The following is an 18,669-nucleotide window of genomic DNA, read 5'->3' as shown; positions in this document are numbered from 1 at the left end:
CCGACCTCAAGGAGCGAACGGAGTGAGCGAGTAGGTCAGGGAGGAAACCGACAAGGGAGGACACAACCGCCACACAGCGATCGACTGACTCCCAAGCGTATATGTACCGTCGGGTACTCTCTGAAACTATGGGTGTGCGTCGAACCGCCGTCGTGAAACTCGCCGTTTCCGACGAGCAACGCGACGCACTCCACCGAACCGCCGAGCAATACCTGTACTGCGCGAACCAAACCGCCGACTACTGTTGGTCCGACACCTCCTACGCCGAGTGTAAGACCAACAAGCGAGAGGTTCGTGACGCGCTCTACGCCGAACTTCGAGAGGAGACGGACCTACAGGCCCAACTCGTCCAAGCCGCCATCAAACGCGCTGTCGAAGCCATCAAAGCGTGTGTCGAACGGTGGAAAAAGGGACAGCGTGTCTCTCAACCGACGTTCACCGCTGAAACGATGGACTACGACACGCGAAGCGCGACGTTCTACCGGAACAAGGTGTCGCTGGCAACTGTTGAGGACCGAGTCGAACCGTCGTTCGTTCTCCCGGCAGACAGTCCGACGCCCTACGAGCGGTACGTACTCTCCGAGAACTACGAGTTCCGCGAGAGTACGCTTCGGTACGACGCGGCCACTGACGAGTTCTACCTCAACATTTCGACGCGGCGGACAGACGGTGACGATGGGGTTTCGGAAGATACCGGGCACTCCGAGCAAACGGTCCTCGGTATCGACCTCGGCGTCAACAGCCTCGCTGTGTCCTCAACTGGCACGTTTTGGCAGGGGGACGACTACGACCACTGGTGTCGTGAGTTCGAGAAGCGGCGTGGTGAGATGCAACAACGCGGCACGCAGGCCGCACACAAGGCCCTGCTTCGCCTCGGGAAGCGAGAGGAAGCCTGGCGCAAACAGTACAGCCATACGATCGCCAACGAACTCGTCTCGGAAGCCGTCGAACACGACTGCGATGTGATCGCGTTCGAGGACCTAACGGACATCCGTGAGCGGCTTCCGGACGCGAAGTGGCACCACGTCTGGGCGTTCCGACGCCTGTTTGAATACGTCTCCTACAAGGCCCCTGAACGGGGGGTCTCCGTGGAGCAGGTCGAGCCGAGCCAGACATCCCAACGGTGTTCCCGGACGGACTGTGGCTTTACGCACGAGGGCAACCGGCACGGCGAACAGTTCGAGTGCCAGAAGTGTGGGTATGAAGTGAACGCGGATTATAACGCTGCAAAGAATATTGGCGTGCGGTACGCTCGGAAGCGGCAACACAAACTCCGTTCCTCGCCCAAGTCGGGGAGCGGAGACGCACAAGTAGACGTGCGTGTGAATGGTGGGATATTGAGCGGTGAGAGTCACCAGCCTCTTGCTGGCGACTGATTACCGGGAGTCCACATCAAAACCCTACCCCCAACGAGCGAACCCGGTATGTGGTGAGCGAAGTAGGGTAGGGTAGTTTACTGCACGGTCGTCGGGACCGGCGCTCGCCCCGTGACGCGCCGTTTATGACCCTCGCGCCGCTGGGTCGGGTATGGTGCCGCCGCTGGTGCTCGACATCGACGGAACGCTGACGCAGTCGTCGGGCGGGATCGACCCCCGGGTCTTCGAGGCGTTGCCGGCGTGGGACGCCCCGGTCGTCCTCGCGACGGGCAAGGCGTTTCCGTATCCGGTCGCGCTCTGTCACTTCCTCCATCTCCCCGAACGCGTCATCGCCGAACACGGCGGCGTCGTCTACGCCGACGACGAGGTTCGGGTGACGGTCGACTCCGAGCGCCCGTGGGCGGCGGCCGAGGCGTTTCTCGACCGGGGTGGCGATCTGGGCTGGGGGGCGGCCGACACCGTCAACCGCTGGCGGGAGACGGAGGTTGCGATCAGTCTCGACGCGGACGAGGCCCTCCTCCGTGCCGTCGCCGAGGAGTTCGACCTCGACGTGGTGGATACGGGCTACGCCTACCACCTCGTGACGCCGGGCGTGGAGAAAGGCGACGGGTTGCGGTCGGTGGCGGCGGCGCTCGGGGTCGACCCCGCCGACTTCGTCGCCGTCGGCGACAGCGAGAACGACGTGTCGACGTTCGCGGTGGCCGGCGAGTCCTTCGCCGTCGCGAACGCGGACGACCGAGCGCGCGCCGCCGCCGACCACGTCACCGAGGAGGCGCACATGGACGGCACGCTCGAAGCGCTCGCGTCGCTCCGGTGAGCCGTCACCACGAGCCTCTATGCGGGGTCCTGCTTGCGGTCCTCGGCGCCATCGGGTGGCTCAGCGGCCAGCCGTTCGTCTTTCCGAGTCTCGGACCATCGGCGTTTCTCCTCGCGTTCGAACGGAGGGGGAGTCGAGAGCGACTCTCCCGCGTCGTCGCCAGCCACGCCATCGGCGGCGTCGCCGGCCTCCTCGCGTACGCCGCCCTCGGCGCGGGCGTGACGCTGACGGCGACGCCGCCGCCGGGGTCGGCCGCCGGCCTCCACCTCGTCGCCAGCGGCATCTGTTCGGTCGTGCTGACGAGTTGGGGAATGATCGCCGCCGACGCGACCCATGCACCGGCGTGTGCGACGACGCTCATCGTCTCGCTCGGACTCCTCTCGACGCCGATCCAGGTCGGCATCATCGTCGGGAGCGTCGTCGTCCTCGTCGCCGTCCACGGCACCGTCGTGGCGGGGAGCGAGCGCGTCCGGGGGTCGGCACGGACCCGAAACTCGGATTAATCCGAGACGGCGTCGGCACACCACGCCGCGAACGGCCCGTACGCGTCCCGGGCGTCGATCCGTTCGACGCAGGGGACGTCGTGGGGATGCCAGTCGACGATCCGATCGACCAACTCGTCGTAGCGGTCGGCGGTCGTCTTCGCCAGCAGAATCGACTCCGCGTCCTCGTGAATCGCATCGTCCCAGCGATACGTGGAGGTACAGTCGACCACGTTGACGCAGGCGGCGAGTCGCGCGTCGACGAGGCGGCGCGCGAGGTCGGACGCCGCCGCCGGCGGAGCGGTGACGTAGGCGGTCACCGGGGCCGGGGCGGCGTCGAGGACGGAATCGGGCATCCGCCTTACGCGTCGGCCACGCCGCCGTTGCCGTCCCGTTCAATGGGGACGAACGTCCCATTGATGTCCCACTCGTGGATACAGTACACCTCGCCGACGACGCGTTCGCCGTCGTCGTCGCGCGCGATCTGCCAGGTGCTCGTCGCGTCGTTCCAGACCTCCCGCCGCCCGCAGTCCTCGCACTGCCGGGCGGTCGGCTTTCTGATCGTGACGCCCATGGATCGAGTAGCACCGGCCGGGGATTTAACCCTACCCGTCGCGCGGCACTTATGGCCACGCGGCGGCAGGGGACCACATGGGATTTCACACCTTCGACAGCGACCGGGCGAAGCGACTGGAAGACGCCGCCGAGCGGTATCGCTACTGTTCGCGGGAGGAACTCCACGGCCTCGTGGCGCCCCACGCCGAGATGCGCCTCGCAGACCTCGGAAGCGGCACCGGCTTCTACACCGACGACCTCGCCCCGCACGTCGGGACGGTGTACGCCGTCGACGTGCAGGCCACCATGCACGAACAGTACCGCGAGAAGGGCCTGCCGGAGACCGTCGAACTCGTCGAGGCCGACGCGGCCGACCTGCCGTTCGGGGCGAACGACCTCGACGCCGCGTTCTCGACGATGACCTTCCACGAGTTCGCGGACGCGAGGGCGCTGGCGGAGGTGGCACGGGTCCTCCGGCCGGGCGGGCGCCTGATCACCGTCGACTGGGACCACGACGGCGCCGGCGACGCCGGGCCGCCTCGCGACGAGACGTACGCTCTCGACGACGCCGTGGCTCTCCAGACCGACGCGGGATTGCTCGTCGAACGCGCCGAGCGCCGACCGGAGACGTTCGTCACCGTCGCCCGGTTGGCCGACTGATACGGATTGCCGTGACTGTGTGCCGGTGGGCCGCCGATCCGTTCCGGCGAACCGCCGGTGCTGACCTACAGCAAGCCGGACGGGACCGAGCGTCGTAGTCCACATGAACACCGTACGGGCCGATTCTCCGCCGAGCGAAACAGTAATTTAGGTGAACGGTGTACGATCATCGTGAGTATGCGACACAATCTCATAGACCCGTACAGTCCGGGCCAAGGGTACTACGAGTGCCGCGCCTGTACACATCGCGAGGCGAGCGAAACCCGGCTGACGGCGTGTTCGGCGTGTGGGGGCGACGTGCGAAACATCGCCGTATCGAGGGAGTGACCGGGAGCGGTCCGTCGGTGCCGGCGGGGGCGGCACGCGGGCAGCGCGGCCCCAGCTCAGATTTCGATGCTGTCGGTGTAATACTCGAGGACGCCGACGAGGACGGCACCGACGACGGCCGCGAGGCCGAACGCGAGGAGGGCGTCGGCCGTCCACCCGGCCGACAAGTTCTCGCCCGCTTTCACCACGGGGGCGCGTAGACCGCCGACGACCAGACTCACCAGAAAGGCGAGCGTCGCGTAGCGGTAGTGGACGAGCGCCCAGCGGACGGCGTGGGCGACGGTAAAGAGACCGACGACGGCGCCGACGAGGAAGGCAACCACCGTCGTCGCGGGGTCGAGCACCGCCTCGACCGACCCGCCGACCAGGAGGCCGAGGAGGCCGTCGACGAAGGCCGTCAGCCGGGAGACGAGGAATTCGTACTGCCCGAGAATGACGAGGATGAGCGACCCGGAGATGCCGGGAAGCACCATCGCACTGATGGCGACGGCGCCGACGGCGACGGTGACGACTGGCGAGGCGGGGAGGGCGGCGGCGGCCCGGCCGGCCGAGAGGAAGGCAAGCAGGAAGCCGGCGACGGCGGCGCCGACCCGTCCCGGCGTGTCGAGCGACGCCTGCGTCCGGAGGACGACGGCCGACGCGGCGATCAGGCCGAAAAAGAAGCCGAAAGTGACGATGGGCTCCGATTCGAGCGCGACGTGGAGGAGGCGCGTCGCGACCAGGACGGCGGAGAGGACGCCGGCGCCGAGGGCGAGGAGGAAGGGGCCGTCGACGGCGAGAAAGGCCGTGCGGGCGTCGTCGCGCCGACCGGGGAGCGGAGCGGCCAGCACCTCGACGATTCGGGTCGGCGTGACGGCTGTGATAGCGGCGATCAGGCGTTCGTAGATGCCCGTGATGAGCGCGATGGTGCCCCCCGAGACGCCGGGGACGGCGTCGGCCGCCCCCATGCAGACGCCCTTGCAGTAGACGATCAGCAGGGATCGGAGGGGCCGCATCGGGGTTAGCTGCGGGCGACAGCGACGTCGGCGTGGAGGGCCGAGGCCGTCGCCGTCGCGTCACTCGATCCGTCGCTCGTGCCGTCGTCGGTCGCGCCGTCGGCCGGATCGACCGGAGTGAGCGATTCGGAGCTGTTACCGCCGCCGAGCGTCAGGTTCTGGAACGGGTTGGTCCGATTCAGCGTCACCTGCCGCTCGCCCGTCACGTCGCCGTTGACGCGACCCTCGCGGATCTGCACCTCCGAGCGGTACTGGACGATCGACCCGTTCTGAGCGGCGAGTGCCGACTCGATGACGTAGGGACCGGTCGCCCGGACGCTCACGTTCGTGTAGCCGTTCGACGGGCCGTACTCGTCGTAGCCCGTCGTAGCGTAGGGGAGCGTCATGGTCAGCGTTCCGTTCTGGGAGGTCCGGGTCTCTTGGGTGTACGTGAACGTCTCGCCGGAGGTGGGCACCCGCATCGGCACCGTCGCACGGACGGACGTGTTCGGCGGCAAGCCGGTGCTCGTGACGGTCGCCCCGGGTACCTTCTCGAACGTCTTCACGAACGCGGGGCGATTGACCGTCTGTGACGACGGCGGCACTCCGGTGACGGCGAAGGTACGGCGTGTGGCCGCCCGATACGACCGCGACTGGTTGGCCGACGACTCGCTCACCTTCACCAGCCGGTAATGTTCGAGCGCGGGCACCCGCTCGGTTGGGTAGTGACCGACGCCGCCGATCTGGGCGGTGCTGTCGTTGGCGACGTACGCCCGGGCGGCGGAGAGATTGTCTAACTGCCGGACTAGCGGCCGGTTACCCTGCGGACCCGTGCGGACGGTGATGGTCCGCCCACTTTGGGTCTGGGCCTGTCTGCGCTCCCAGTCGACGACGATAGGCTGGGGCTCCATCGCGCTCCCGTGGTAGGCGTACAGGCGCACCATCAGGCTGTCGTAGTACCGCTGCTCGCGGAGCTGGAAGCTCCCGCGGAGGCTGCTGGTGTACACCGGCCCGTAGAAGTCCGAGGCGGAGACGTTCGAGGCGTCGTAGAAGACGACCGGAGCGCCGAACTTCGAGTTGGGATTGACCATCTGCCAGTCGACCATCACGTAACGGGTGCCCGCGGCCTCCGTATCCCGCTCACCCAGAGCGCTCTGGGCGGCCGACTCGTTCGGCGCCAGCAGGTAGTTCGCGGCGCCGGTCGCCCCCTGCTGGAACGGGTTGGCGTTCGGGATGCGGTGCCCGCGGACCGTGATCCAGTGGCCGTAGTCCCACCACGACTGGACGCCGTAGGCGCCGGCGGGATAGTCGTAGTCGTTCGTCAACTCGTAGCTGCCGTAATACGCCATCCCGTTGTTCGCGCCGCCGAACGTTCCCGGCGTCGGGGTGTTGGCCTCCACCCACTGGAGCGAGCCGTCCCACTCCGTGACGGCACCGGGGCCGGTGTTCCCGGCCGCCTCCCAGGCCGTGTTACTCCGATCGAACTGTGGGTTCCCGGTGTTGCGGACGTTCATCGGCACGAGCAACACCGGCGTGACGATCAGCATAGCGGCCGCGACCACCGCGATCACCTGATAGCCCTGCAGGTCGCGCAGGGACGCCATCGAGGATTCGATCGAGGCCCCGTCGAGGTCCAGATACGCGAGGACCTGCCCGATCAGGTAGGCGTTCGCGATAGCGACGACCGGGGCGAGGTAGTAGTTGAACCGGACCTGCGTGAACGCGGCCGATGTCATGAACGCCGCCCAGATCACGAACAGCAGTTTCTCCGCGTCGTAGTTGGTCTGGAGGACCGCTCCCAGCAGGATCAGCGCCACCAGCGCGACGCCGACGAGTTCGGAGACGATGCCGAACGCGTCACCGATCGCTCGGAAGGGGCCGGGAATCAGGAAGAGCAGTCCGAGGAGCGCGAGCGACCCGACGGCGTAGCCGACGCGTTCGGTCTCGCCGTCCTCGACCAGCGGCTTCGCGATCAGCCAGATAACGGCCACGACGCCGGTAAACAGGGTGAACCCGTAATCAAGCAGGATCCGCCCGGTCGCGTCCGTCGCGTTCTGCCTGAGGGCGGTCGGCGAGAGGTACGGCTGGGCCTCCGAGATGGTACGCGTCGCCGCGCCGGCACTGAACCCGATGAAGCGGAGGGAGTTCGTCTGGATGGTCCGGAACAGGTCGGGGAGCGCAACGGCGACGACGCCGGCACCGACGGCGACGAGGCCGACGATGGCGACCGGGTAGAGCGAGCGGTCGAGCCCCCGGTCGTCGAACAACCGTGCGAGCCCGGCCATGAACGCCGCACCGACGGCGACGCCGAGGGCGACGGCGGGCTGGAGGAGGCCGAAGTCGGTCGGGCTGAACGTCGCCTGCTCGAACTGGAGGAGCATCAACAGCGCGGCCACGACCATCGACACGACGCCGACGAACGCGACCGGTTCCGGCGTGCCGCCGGTGACGTAGTCGCTGACGAGCTGGTAGACGAGGTAGGTGCCGAAGACGCCGACCAGCAGGACGCCGGGGGGCCACACCCACATGTAGAGGGCAACGGCGACGCCGGCGAGCGCGCTCCAGACGAGCGGCGTCCGGAGTGCCTCCACGTCCCGGTCGAGGACGAGTTCCCAGACGGGCTTCTCGCGCGTGGCCACCGCGAGGGCGACCATCAGACCGAGGACGGCGATAGTCTGGAAGAGCGGCTCGGCGATGTTGTGGTCGGCGAAGCCGACGAGACCGCGCTGGAGGAACTGGCCCGGCAGGAGCATGAGGACGACGGCGCCGAAGAGGCCGGCGATGCGGCCGGCGAGACGCTTGCCGACGTAGTAGACGGGCACCGCGACCAGCGCGCCGAACACCGCGGGGGCGACGAGCAGCGTCTTGGCGATCAGATCGCTCGACGGACTCCCGAGACCGACGACCAGCGCCGCCGTCGCGACGAACTGGTCGTACAGCGTGCCGAACTGGGCGGCGTTCGTCCCGTACGGAAAGTACGTCCACGGATCGTACGGCATCGTGAAGGGCCAGTGACGCACCGTGTACTCGACCTGGCGGAGGTGATACCAGGCGTCGTTGCCGGAGAAGTACACCGTTCCGTCCCGGATGAATGTGCCGTACTCCTGGAGACGGATGGCGAGCATCGCCGCAACGACGAGCACGAGCACGGGTATATGATACCAGTCGAAAAAGAGGTCTACGACCGACGAGGACCCCTGACTCTGATCGTCGCTCATTGGCCGAACGGACTGGGATTATGGTCATAAACCTTGTTATCTATCTTTCTACGAGGAGTGAATCCGACAACGTTGACACAATCCATCACCGGCGGCAGACTGGATATTCCATGCCAATATACACCATTAAGTAAGTTTGTCTACATAGGCTATGTATGGCGATTAAGGTCACGCGCACCTACGTTGGTTCCATCCAGAACCACCAGCAGGTCTGCGGTGGCCTTGATTCGCTCGGAGACTCCGCCTCAAAGATCTGGAACGTCGCACGATGGACAGCTGACCGTATCTGGGACGCAACTGGCGAAATTCCAGATGCAGGAACGCTGAAATCGTACATGAAGAACCAGCCGTGCTGGAAAGACTTGAACGCACAGTCAAGTCAGAAAGTCATTGAAGAACTTTCTGGCGCTTTCCAGACGTGGTTCGATCTGCGACACAAGTCTGATGAGGCGAATCCGCCCGGCTACCGCAAACACGGTGACACCCGACCACGTTCCACGGTCACGTTCAAAGAAGATGGGTTCAAGCACGACCCCGAAAACAATCGTGTCCGACTTTCGAAGGGCAAGAACCTGAAAAACGGTCGTTCAGACTTTCTCTTGTGTGAGTACCAGACTCGCCCGGATGTTACACTCTCAGAAGTCAACAGTGTACAGAACGTTCGGGCAGTCTGGACTGGTGGGAAATGGGAACTCCACTTCGTCTGTAAAGTCGAACTCGAAACAGCAGATTCGGCTGGTGACGGCGTCGCAGGAATCGACCTCGGCATCACAAATATCGCCACGGTCGCGTTCCCCGACGAATACGTGCTGTACCCCGGTAACTCGCTCAAAGAAGACAAACACTACTTCACACGTACTGAGTACGACACCGAAGGAAAGAATGGGCCGTCAGAGCAGTCGATGTGGGCACGTCAAAAACTCGCAGATCGTGAAACTCACTTCTACCACGCTCTGACAGACGCCATCATCACAGAATGTGTCGAACGCGGGGTTGGCACGCTCGCCGTGAGCTGGCCTGAAGACGTGCGTGAGTCAGATTGGGGTAAGACTGGTAACAAGAAGCTGCACTCGTGGGCGTTCAACCGTCTCTACCAGTACCTCGAATACAAAGGCGAAGAACGTGGCGTCAAGGTACTGAAGGAAAACGAGTGGGATACGTCGAAAACCTGCTCGAAGTGTGGTGACGACACGAAGTCGAACCGTGTCGAGCGGGGCTTGTACGTCTGTTCGTCGTGTGGGTTAGTCGGGAACGCGGATTGTAACGGCGCGGAGAATATGCGTCAGAAGATAACTCCGAGTCCTCACGGTGAGAATAGGAGTAACGGCTGCGTGGCACAGCCATCGACATACTTGTTCGACCGCGAGAGCGGGATGTTTCATACGAGAGAACAGGTTGTGTCGTAGACCGGCAAATATCCCAAATGCGGGACGGGAAGCCTCGCCGTTTACCGGGAGGAGGATGTCACCGGTGGCCGGAACGGTTTTCCAGCGTTCCGAGGACGACGGCACGCGTCCCGAACGCCAACGAAAACGCTTATTCGCGCCTCGGCGGAACGTCGGACCGATGCAGGTGTCGGTCGTCGTCTGTACGTACGCGATGGATCGGTACGACGCGTTCACCGAAGCCGTCGAGAGCGCGCTCGCACAGACGTACGACCCCCTAGAGGTCGTCCTCGTCGTCGACGGCAACGACGAGGTCTACGAACGGGTCCAGGAAGACTTCGGTGGACTCGAACCCGTCGTCTGCCACGACAACGAGGAGAACCGCGGCATCTCCTACTCGCGGACGAAAGGCGCCGAACTCGCCAGCGGCGAGGTGGTGGCGATGATCGACGACGACGCCGTCGCGCACGACGATTGGATCGAGAACCTCGTCGCAGTGTACGAGGAAACCGACGCCGTCGCCGTCGCCGGCGACGTGCGCCCCGACTGGCAGACGGAGCGACCGAAGTTCTTCCCCGAGGAGTTCTACTGGCTCGTCGGCTGCGTCGAACCCGGCTTCGCGGACGACGGCGAGGAAATCCGCAACGGCTACGGGTCGAACATCTCCTTCCGGCGCGACGTGTTTCTGGAGGCCGGCGGCTACGACACCCACACCGGCCGCCGCGGCGACAAACACATCCAGGCCCACGAGGCCCCCGTCTGCATTCGGATTCGGGAGCTGACGGGGAAGGGCGTGATCTACACCGACGACGCGGTGGTGGATCACAAGCTGTTCGATTATCGGGGGGAGTTCACCTGGCTCGTCTTTCGATCCTTTTGGCAGGGCTACTCGAAGCGGGTAATGGAGTTGCTGTATCCCGACGAGGACGGCGAGGAGACCGACTACCTCCGCTACCTGCTTCTGGATCGGGTGCCACGGCGGGTGAAAGGCTGTGTGACGAAGCCGTCCGTAGCGGCGGTGTTGCAGGTACTGACCATCCTCGTGTTCACCGGGGCGGTTGGGCTGGGGTATCTGTACGCGCTGGCGACGCCTGGGTTGCTGGAGAAGGTGGAGACGGTCGAGGGGTAGGTCAGTACGTCGACACCCGAAGGTCGGGGACAGCCTCGAAGTCGGCGTCGCCGGTGACGAGTTCCCGTCCGTACTCGAGGGCCGTCGCGGCGATCACACAGTCGTTGAACCCGAGTGGAGCGCCCGCCTCCATCAGTTCCGCCTGTAACCGCCCGGTGCGCCGGGCACAGTTGCGGTCGAATTCGAGCCAGAGCAACGACTCCACGAGTTCCTCGGTTCGTCGAAACTCCCGAGCCGATCCGAGGTTCGCGCCGATCCACAGTTCCGCCGCGGTGACCGGCGCAACCGCGTGGCGCTCGTCACGCTCGTCGAGGTCGGCCATCGTCTCGCGGGCCGCCTCGTTGCCGTCCAGTACGTCGATCAGAAAGGAGGTGTCGAGACAGGCCATCAGTCGTACAGCCGGTCGAGTCGGTCGGCGTTCCGCTCGCGTCCCGCCTCGATGGCGTTTCGCGCACGCGCCGTCGTGTCCCCGCTCCAATCCCCCCAGAACTCGGACAGCGGGCGGCGACCGAGCAGGCGGTCGATGGTCTCCCCGAAGCTCTCGTCGCCCCGTCGCTCCTCGCGGAGCTTCTCGTAGACGTCCTCCGGGATCGAGATGTTCTTGCTGCCCATACTATACTGTGTGTGTTGTGTGTGTAAAAACACTTCGTGGGCGGGGCGACTACCCGTCACGTTCGTCTTCGATCCGCCGCTCGGCCTCCTCGCGGTCCTCGGGGTAGCCAATGTCGATCCGCCAGCCCTCGATGCCGATGGCGTCGATGGTCCGCCCCGACCGGATGAGCAGGTCGATGGCCTCGCTGATCTCGTACTCGCCGCGGTTGGAGGGTTGGACGAGTTCGCAGGCGTGGAAGATAGCGGGCGTGAACGTGTAGAAGCCGGTCATCACGAGGTTCGAAGGTGGGTCGTCCGGCTTCTCGACCACCTCCGTGATCTCGCCGTAGTCGTTGGTGACGCAGACGCCGTAGCGGGAGGCCTCCTCCCACGGCACCTCCTCGACGAGGAAGGCCGCGTCGGCGCGGTCCTCGCGCTGGCGGTTCACCACGTCGCCGAGGTTCGCGCGGAAGACGTTGTCCCCGAGCATCAGCATGAAGTCGTCGTCGACGTGTTCCTCGACGGTGAGGAGGGCGTGGGCCAACCCCTTCTGCTCGCGCTGGTGGGTGTAGGTGATCGGAACGCCCTCGTACTCGTCGCCGTAGTGGCTGATGATGTCCTGTTTGCGGTAGCCGACGACGACGACGAGTTCCTCGGCGCCGAGGTCGACGAGCTGTTCGAAGCAGTGCGTGAGAATGGGTTTCCCGGCGACTTCGACCATCCCTTTCGGTTTGTCCTCGGTGAGCGGGCGGAGGCGGGTCCCCTCGCCGGCGGCGAGTACGACTGCCTGCATGGAGCAAGCTACTCCGGTGCGAGATAAATACTTTGAGGAAGCGTTCAGCGAATCTCGTCGAAGAAACGCGGATTCCCGGTGTACCAGTCGACGGCCGCGTCGAGTCCCTCGTCGAAGGAGTACACGGGGTCGTAGTTCAGTACCTTATTGGCCTTCGAGATATCGGCCACGTAGCGACCGACCTCGCCCGTTCGGTTCGGTTCGACGTGGATGTCGACATCGGTGTCGACTCGGCGGGCGATCTCCTCGGCGAGTTCGATCAGTGAGGTTCCCTCGCCGGAGGCGATGTTGAACGTCGTCCCCTTCGCCTTGTGGAACTTCTCGATGACGCGGACGATTCCCTCGACGCAGTCGTCGAGATACGTGAAATCGAGCACCTTGTCGTCGCCGTAGACGGTCAGATCCTGCCCGTCGTGTGCCTGCGCGATGAACAGCGGGAGCACGCGGTCCGAAACGTCGAACCGGCCGTAGACGTTCGAGAACCGCAGGATAGACGCCTCCAGATCGTAACACTGTTCGTACGCCTTCAGCATCGCCTCCCCGCCGACCTTGCTTGCAGTGTAGGGGCTCTCACACTCGTCGACGTACGTGTCCTCCTCGCTGTAGACGATCTTCCCTTTGTTTCCGTACACCTCGCGACTGCTACCGAAGATCACTCGTGAGACGCCGGACTGCCGGGCGTACTCGAGGACGTTGAATGTCATCTCGAAGTTGTCGCGTGCCCGCCGGGGATTCTTCACGAGTCGATGGACGCGCGCGTTAGCCGCGAGGTGGACGAGAATGTCGATATCCGTCGGGAGAGCGTCGCCAACGGCGTCGTCGAGGAGGTCGGCACGAACCGTGAGATCCGAGACGACATCGCTCCACCGGTTCGGTTCGATGTCGACGCCGGTGACGTCGTAGCCGTCGCCGTGTAGCCGCTCGATCAGCGCCGTTCCGATCATCCCGCTGGCACCGGTGACGAGGACTGACTTGGCTGTCATAGCATAGTTCTGCGGAGGCCACACCAAAATGCTTCCCAATCGAAAGCGGACAGCAACGCATTTGAGGGCGCACGCCGACCCGGAAACGATGCGTGTCGCGTTTCTGGTCAACGCCTTCCCGAAACTGTCGGAGACGTTCCTGCTCAACCAGATCACCGGTCTCGTCGACGACGGTCACAGCGTGGATATATACGCGATACAGCGAACCGACGAGGATCTAACACACGCACGAATCGCCGACTACGACCTCCTCGACCGAACCACGTATCTCTCCGTCGAGGGCGCCGATTGGCTCCGGGTCGCCCCGCCAATTGCCTACCGGGCCCTGGTCGACGTCGTCCGTGATCCGGCACAGCTCGGTCGGGTCCTCTCCCACCGACGGGATGCGGTTCGGCTGACCGACGCCTTCCGCCCCGTCGCGTCGCCGCTCCTCGACCGTCTCGACGGCTACGACGCCATCCACGCACATTTCGGCCCGATCGGGAACGGATTCCGATTTCTCGCCGAGCGGACCGACGCTCCCTTCATCGTCTCGTTTTATGGCTACGACGTCAAGGAAGCGCTCGGCAAACATCCGCGGCGGTACGGGCCCCTCTTCGACGCCGCCGACGCGGTGACAGTCCTCAGCGAGGACATGCGCGAGAAGGTCGAAGATGCGGGCTGTCCGCCGTCGAAGACGACCAAGATCCCGCTCTGTGTCGACACCTCGACGTTCACCTTCTCCGAACGGATGGGGGAGACGGACGACCGGATCGAACTCGTCTCGGTCGCTCGACTCGTCGAGAAGAAGGGGCTCGCGTACGCGATCGACGCCGTCGCCCAACTCGCCGATGAGTACGACGTGCGCTACCGGATTGCCGGCGACGGTGATCTTCGGTCGGACTTAGAAGAGCGGATTCGGGCGCGTGGTCTCGGCGAGCAGGTCGAACTCCTCGGGTGGGTCGAGCAAACGGCGGTGAGTGAGCTCCTCGCGGAGGGCGACGTCTTCCTCCTACCGAGCGTCACGGCTCGAAGCGGTGACGAGGAGGGAACGCCCACGGTACTCCTCGAAGCACAGGCCCGTGGACTGCCCATCGTTTCGACCTACCACTCCGGAATCCCGGAAATCGTCGCCGACGGACGGAGCGGTCTCCTCGCCCCCGAACGCGACGTGGACGCGCTCGCCCGAAAACTACGGACGCTCTTCGATCACCCGGAACTCTGGAGCGAGATGGGCCGGAACGGACGGCGGTACGTCGAGGAGGTCCACTCCGTCGACACGGTGACCGAGCGGCTCGAACGGTTGTACACGGGCGGGGAGTGACGACGCCCCGACGATCGGAGTCAGCCCTCGTGAACACCCGCGAACAGTTCCTCGTATCGCTCGACCAGCCGGCGCATGGAGTAGTTGCGGTCCAGATAGTCCCGCCCGCTCCACCCGAGGTCGGCCCGGCACTCGACGTCGTCGACCAGTGACGCCACGTCCGCAACGAGCGCGTCCATCGATCCCGAGTGACGGCCGATCGGCTCCGTCCGCAGGTCGCCGTCGAGGTCGTAGTCGAGCGAGACGACCGGCGTCGCGTAGCGCCACGCCTCCAGAAAGACGTTCGGGAGCCCCTCGTACGTCGAGGTGTTGACGAGGGCGATGGCGCGTCGGTAGTACTCGTCGATGGCCGACGGCTCGACGAATCCCTCGAAGCGAAGATTGTCGATGTCGGCCGCTTTCGTACGAACCTCCTCGAAGTACGCCTCCTCGTCGTCGTTGGGCGGGCCGACCATGACGAACTGCACCTCCGGGAGGGCTCGCGCCAAGTCGAGGAACAGTTCGGGCCGTTTCTGCTCGCGGGCGATCCGACCCACCCACAGGACGAATTCGCGGTCCTCGTGGGAGGGTACGTCGGCCTCGTCGGGGAGGTCGTACCCGTTCGCGAGTATCGTCGAGTCGATACCGTGGGCCTCCGCGAGTATCCGCTGCTGGTGATGGGTCTGTGCCGCCACGGCGTCGGCCGACCGGATCGACTCGACGTAGAGTTGCCGCCGAAGCGGGTGGTAGTCGGCGAGATACGACGGCTCTACGTCCGCGTCACTGGAGACGGCGTAGACGAACGCCGCGTCCGTGAGCCGACAGTAGTTCGCCACAGCCATACAGAGGAAGTCGTTGCCGCGGACGTAGTACACGTCGGCGTCGATGCGGGCGAGAGCGTACCAGACGGCCGACGTTTTCAACGGTGCCCCGGTGACGCCGCGAACGTCCGGAATCCACTTCCAGACGCCGAGGCCATCGCGGCGTTCGTACCGTGCACCGTCGTCGTAGTTGCGGGTGAGCAGGGAGACGTCGTGGCCACGGTCACGGAGCGCGCAGGCGAGGAGGTACTGCTGGCGTTCGGCGCCGCCGGCGCCCGTTTCCTCCCCGGTCCCGAGGAAGTTGTGAATCTTCGGCGAGACGAAACAGACGTGGACCATCGATACCGGCCGTACGCGACGGCTCGTTGATAAAGGACCGGAGTCGAACTACGGAAGCGGCCAGCGGTCGTCCGCCAGTCGTTCGACCGTGGCCAACGACGCCGAATCGAGCCCGACGCTGCCGATCCGAAACTTCCCGGACCCGCTGCCGTGACAGTCCGATCCGCCGGTTTCGACGAGACCGTGCGTCTCGGCCAGCCGAGCCGCGTCCGCGACGCCGATATCGGCGTATCGGTCGTCGGCCTCGCCGTAGGGGTACGGTACCTCGATCCCGTCGAGTCCGTGTGCGGCCAACTCCTCGACCATCTCCGCAACCGTCTCCCCCGGGGCGGCGATGCGACCCGGGTGGGCCAGCGATGCGACGCCCCCCGCCTCCCGGATCGTTCGCAAGACACGCTCCGCGGGGATCCGCCGCATCGGCACGTAGCAGGCGCCGTCCTCTGCGAGGTACTCGTCGAACGCCGCGCCGACCGACGCGATGATGCCTTCGTCGACCATGCGCCGCGCGAGATGCGGTCGTCCGAGAATTCCGTCGCTCTCCGCCCGGAGTTCGTCGACGGTCGCATCGAACCCCGTCGCCTCCCGAAGTCGGTCGACGAGGGTTGCGTTGCGTTCCCGGCGGTATCCCCGGGCGGTCGCCAGCAACTCCCCGAGGGCTTCGTCCGTCGGATCGACGTAGTAGCCGAGAATCTCGACTTTGGTGTCGAAGCAGTCCGCCCGAACCTCGACTCCCGTCACCACCCCGAGGTCGCCACGCCGTTCGATACGATCGGTCAGCTCGTCGGTGATCGTGTCGTGATCCGTGATCGCGATGGTCTCGAGGCCACGGGTTCGTGCCTGCTCGATCCGGCGAGTGACCGAGTCGGTGCCGTCCGAAGCGAGTGTGTGGAGATGGAGATCGGACGAGATTGATTCTGCCATTGCCGACGGATACTCGTAGTGGCTACTAAGATCCAAGGGTCGAGGCTCACTCTAAGCCAACGTCGTCGGGCCACGCCCTGTCGGCGCCGTCGAATCGCGGCAGTTCGTGTGGTCGACGCCAGTCACGGGGGCGGACGCGCCGGGCGTCCGTACCGACGGCGCTCGCGTATCGGCGGGGCCCGCCGCGCCGTACAGCCGGTCCCGCCGAGCCGTATGGATAAGAGAAGTGGTCGGGTGTCGTTCCCGTCCACTCGGTCAACAGCCGGTCGGCTTCCTCGAGGTCACGTCGCACTGTCGACTCGTCGTACCCCGCGAGCGGGACGTGCCGATGGCCATGCGATCCAACGGTCACCAACTCGGACGCCGAGAGCGATGCGACCTCCTCCGGCCGCAACATCGGAATCGGTTCCGGATCGTCCGCGCCGAGGCGGTCGAGGAGTCGGGATCGCTCCTCCGGGGTGGCCCACTTGCTGGCGGTGTACAGTCGGTCGTAGACGGTCTGCAGATCACCCGTCGTCGAAACGTCCGTCTTGATTCGCGAGTCGGCCAGTTGGATGGAAACGTGATCGCGCCGCCGAAGCGCATCCAGTAGTCGGAACGCGAACGGCGATTTGCGGTCCGCCACACAGCCGGTCGAAACATATACCGTCGCCGGAGTCTCGAATCGTTCGAGAAGCGGGACGACCGTCGAATCGACATCGCGATAGCCGTCGTCGAACGTCACCACGACCGCGTCGGGTGGGAGTGTCGCGTCCCCAGTGAGCCAGTCGATCAATCGATCCATCGGCACGACCGTCGCATGTGTCGTCAGCCGTTCGAGATCGGCTGCGAGTTGAGTCGGCGAGACTGTGTACGCCTCCGGGCCGACGTTCCCTTCTTTTGATCCGGCATGGTGGTACATGAACACCGCCGGGAAGTTCGAGGGCCATCGCCCGGCTCGGAGGACTCCCCCGATGTCGGCGGCGTAGCCCGCGACAACGCGGGAAAGCTGATCGATCATCGGGTGAGATGAATCGGACAGTTCCCCGGAGAAGTAGCGGTAAGCGAGACGAATCCGAGCACGTTCCAAGGGCGTCCTCGGTAGATATTCGATCCTCGTGAGCAGTGTTCCGGCACCATCGCTACAGAGTCTCGTACTCGAACCAGTGGGACAGCGACCGGTCGACCATGGTATCGAGTTCCCGGATGTCGTCGACGATCAGCGCTTCTAGGCGTTTCCGATCCTCGGACCGCATCCCCCGTTCGTACTCGTTTTGCGAGGTGAGTAGGTTCTGAACGGCGTCGTGAGCGGGGCGAACGGCTTCGATGGCGAACTGTGGAGCGCACTTGCTATACGAGTGCACCGCGAAGCGATAGAGCGGGTTGCTCTTGAGACCGCGAACTTTTCCTTCATTCACCTTCGAATCGAGAACTGACGGTTTGTAGGTCGGATCGATGTCGAGGAACTCGCACACGTCCTGCAGATAGCTCCAGTCGTCGTCGACCAAATCGTGGAAAAAGCACAGTTTCAGGTTTTCCGACGGGATGTGTTTCAGATAGCGCTCGATGTGGCGATTGTAGAGGCCGGGCACCACCCAGTCGGAAAAGAGGTCGTAGTTCTCGAAGACCTCCGAGAACTCGAAGGACATCTTGTCCTTGCTCTTCTCGTGCCAGTAGTGGGAGAACGCCCGGTCGACGGGATTGCGGAGGACGAAGAGGACCTTGGCGTTCGGAATAGTCCGAGAGATGCGCTTCGGCGCCACGTCGTCACGGATATACGATGGAGTCTCCTCGCCCACCATCGCCTCGCCGTCGTATGTCTTGAAGTGGTCGCGATACCACTCGTCGCCCCGCGAGTAGTGCATATCGAAGTAGTGAACGGAGTCGGTGTCCGGCAGAAGGACGTCTGGGTGTTCGCGCAGGCATTCGTACAGCCACGTCGTCGCACACTTCTGTGGGCCCGCGATGACGAAATCAGGGAGCGGAGGCGACATTATCAGTGTTCGGATGGGGTATGGCTCGTCTGAGGATATAACC

At 64.8% G+C, this 18,669-nt stretch carries 20 protein-coding genes; 8 read left to right on the top strand and 12 right to left on the bottom strand.

Annotated features, from left to right (window positions below):
• Positions 1 to 128 precede the first annotated feature (128 nt).
• The 3 genes from HALNA_RS08440 to HALNA_RS08430 all read left to right on the top strand — a co-directional run bounded on the left by HALNA_RS08440 (position 129) and on the right by HALNA_RS08430 (position 2,696).
• Positions 129 to 1,376 carry an RNA-guided endonuclease InsQ/TnpB family protein gene (locus tag HALNA_RS08440; protein WP_049935947.1) on the top strand — a complete coding sequence of 416 codons (1,248 nt, stop codon included), beginning with the start codon at positions 129 to 131 and terminating at the stop codon, positions 1,374 to 1,376.
• A gap of 151 nt (positions 1,377 to 1,527) precedes the next feature.
• Entirely contained in the window at positions 1,528 to 2,193 is a 666-nt protein-coding gene (locus tag HALNA_RS08435) for a phosphoglycolate phosphatase (RefSeq protein ID WP_049935945.1), read from the top strand.
• Positions 2,190 to 2,696, top strand: a complete 507-nt coding sequence (locus HALNA_RS08430) for an HPP family protein (protein WP_049935943.1) — start codon at positions 2,190 to 2,192, stop codon at positions 2,694 to 2,696. Before HALNA_RS08435 ends, HALNA_RS08430 begins: the two co-directional genes overlap by 4 nt.
• Here HALNA_RS08430 and cutA read toward each other — a convergent pair.
• Positions 2,693 to 3,031 (bottom strand): divalent-cation tolerance protein CutA, encoded by a 339-nt coding sequence (cutA, locus tag HALNA_RS08425; protein ID WP_049935942.1) that lies wholly within the window; start codon positions 3,029 to 3,031, stop codon positions 2,693 to 2,695. The two genes, HALNA_RS08430 and cutA, sit on opposite strands and share 4 nt — an antisense overlap.
• Positions 3,032 to 3,036: 5 nt before the next feature.
• Positions 3,037 to 3,249 (bottom strand): HEWD family protein, encoded by a 213-nt coding sequence (locus tag HALNA_RS08420; RefSeq protein ID WP_049935941.1) that lies wholly within the window; start codon positions 3,247 to 3,249, stop codon positions 3,037 to 3,039.
• A 77-nt stretch (positions 3,250 to 3,326) separates the two neighbouring features.
• Between HALNA_RS08420 and HALNA_RS08415 the strand changes: the two genes are divergently transcribed.
• Together HALNA_RS08415 and HALNA_RS19910 are read left to right on the top strand one after the other, a co-directional pair.
• Entirely contained in the window at positions 3,327 to 3,890 is a 564-nt protein-coding gene (locus HALNA_RS08415; RefSeq protein ID WP_049935940.1) for a class I SAM-dependent methyltransferase, read from the top strand.
• A 177-nt stretch (positions 3,891 to 4,067) separates the two neighbouring features.
• Positions 4,068 to 4,217 (top strand): rubrerythrin-like domain-containing protein, encoded by a 150-nt coding sequence (locus HALNA_RS19910; RefSeq protein ID WP_245576016.1) that lies wholly within the window; start codon positions 4,068 to 4,070, stop codon positions 4,215 to 4,217.
• A gap of 56 nt (positions 4,218 to 4,273) precedes the next feature.
• On the opposite strand, the gene HALNA_RS08410 is transcribed toward HALNA_RS19910, so the two are convergent.
• Positions 4,274 to 5,212 (bottom strand): DUF368 domain-containing protein, encoded by a 939-nt coding sequence (locus HALNA_RS08410; RefSeq protein WP_049935939.1) that lies wholly within the window; start codon positions 5,210 to 5,212, stop codon positions 4,274 to 4,276.
• A 5-nt stretch (positions 5,213 to 5,217) separates the two neighbouring features.
• Complete coding sequence (locus tag HALNA_RS08405) at positions 5,218 to 8,409, bottom strand: oligosaccharyl transferase, archaeosortase A system-associated (protein WP_049935938.1); 3,192 nt, start codon at positions 8,407 to 8,409, stop codon at positions 5,218 to 5,220.
• A 155-nt stretch (positions 8,410 to 8,564) separates the two neighbouring features.
• Here HALNA_RS08405 and HALNA_RS08400 point away from each other — a divergent pair, with 155 nt between their 5' ends.
• Positions 8,565 to 9,815 (top strand): RNA-guided endonuclease InsQ/TnpB family protein, encoded by a 1,251-nt coding sequence (locus HALNA_RS08400; protein ID WP_049935937.1) that lies wholly within the window; start codon positions 8,565 to 8,567, stop codon positions 9,813 to 9,815.
• Positions 9,816 to 9,975: 160 nt separating this feature from the next.
• Complete coding sequence (aglG, locus tag HALNA_RS08395) at positions 9,976 to 10,923, top strand: glucosyl-dolichyl phosphate glucuronosyltransferase (protein WP_049935936.1); 948 nt, start codon at positions 9,976 to 9,978, stop codon at positions 10,921 to 10,923.
• 1 nt (position 10,924) lies between these two features.
• Here aglG and HALNA_RS08390 read toward each other — a convergent pair whose 3' ends face one another.
• From HALNA_RS08390 to HALNA_RS08375, 4 genes are read right to left on the bottom strand one after another with little or no spacing between them, the layout of a single operon-like run.
• Positions 10,925 to 11,311, bottom strand: a complete 387-nt coding sequence (locus tag HALNA_RS08390) for a PIN domain-containing protein (RefSeq protein ID WP_049935935.1) — start codon at positions 11,309 to 11,311, stop codon at positions 10,925 to 10,927.
• Positions 11,311 to 11,535 carry an antitoxin VapB family protein gene (locus HALNA_RS08385; protein ID WP_049935934.1) on the bottom strand — a complete coding sequence of 75 codons (225 nt, stop codon included), beginning with the start codon at positions 11,533 to 11,535 and terminating at the stop codon, positions 11,311 to 11,313. Before HALNA_RS08385 ends, HALNA_RS08390 begins: the two co-directional genes overlap by 1 nt.
• A 49-nt stretch (positions 11,536 to 11,584) precedes the next feature.
• Positions 11,585 to 12,307 carry a UTP--glucose-1-phosphate uridylyltransferase AglF gene (gene aglF, locus HALNA_RS08380; protein ID WP_049935933.1) on the bottom strand — a complete coding sequence of 241 codons (723 nt, stop codon included), beginning with the start codon at positions 12,305 to 12,307 and terminating at the stop codon, positions 11,585 to 11,587.
• 44 nt (positions 12,308 to 12,351) lie between these two features.
• Positions 12,352 to 13,290: an NAD-dependent epimerase/dehydratase family protein gene (locus tag HALNA_RS08375; RefSeq protein WP_049935932.1), complete on the bottom strand. Its 939-nt coding sequence runs from the start codon at positions 13,288 to 13,290 to the stop codon at positions 12,352 to 12,354.
• Positions 13,291 to 13,378: 88 nt separating this feature from the next.
• On the opposite strand from HALNA_RS08375, the gene HALNA_RS08370 reads away from it, so the two are divergent.
• Positions 13,379 to 14,593: a glycosyltransferase gene (locus HALNA_RS08370; RefSeq protein ID WP_049935931.1), complete on the top strand. Its 1,215-nt coding sequence runs from the start codon at positions 13,379 to 13,381 to the stop codon at positions 14,591 to 14,593.
• A 20-nt stretch (positions 14,594 to 14,613) separates the two neighbouring features.
• Here the strand turns inward: HALNA_RS08370 and HALNA_RS08365 are convergent, their stop codons facing one another.
• Genes HALNA_RS08365 through HALNA_RS08350 form a run of 4 tightly spaced genes read right to left on the bottom strand, consistent with a single transcriptional unit; the run spans position 14,614 to position 18,626 of the window.
• Positions 14,614 to 15,732 (bottom strand): glycosyltransferase family 4 protein, encoded by a 1,119-nt coding sequence (locus HALNA_RS08365; RefSeq protein WP_049935930.1) that lies wholly within the window; start codon positions 15,730 to 15,732, stop codon positions 14,614 to 14,616.
• Between the two features lie 48 nt (positions 15,733 to 15,780).
• On the bottom strand, positions 15,781 to 16,653 hold the full coding sequence (locus HALNA_RS08360) for a PHP domain-containing protein (protein WP_049935929.1): 873 nt from the start codon (positions 16,651 to 16,653) through the stop codon (positions 15,781 to 15,783).
• A 46-nt stretch (positions 16,654 to 16,699) separates the two neighbouring features.
• Positions 16,700 to 17,722 (bottom strand): polysaccharide deacetylase family protein, encoded by a 1,023-nt coding sequence (locus HALNA_RS08355; protein WP_157573487.1) that lies wholly within the window; start codon positions 17,720 to 17,722, stop codon positions 16,700 to 16,702.
• A 52-nt stretch (positions 17,723 to 17,774) separates the two neighbouring features.
• Complete coding sequence (locus HALNA_RS08350; protein ID WP_049935927.1) at positions 17,775 to 18,626, bottom strand: sulfotransferase domain-containing protein; 852 nt, start codon at positions 18,624 to 18,626, stop codon at positions 17,775 to 17,777.
• Positions 18,627 to 18,669: the final 43 nt, after the last annotated feature.

Origin of the sequence: Haloplanus natans DSM 17983, assembly GCF_000427685.1 — an archaeon.
Classification (GTDB): domain Archaea; phylum Halobacteriota; class Halobacteria; order Halobacteriales; family Haloferacaceae; genus Haloplanus; species Haloplanus natans.
This window is presented reverse-complemented; position numbering and strand designations above follow the sequence as displayed.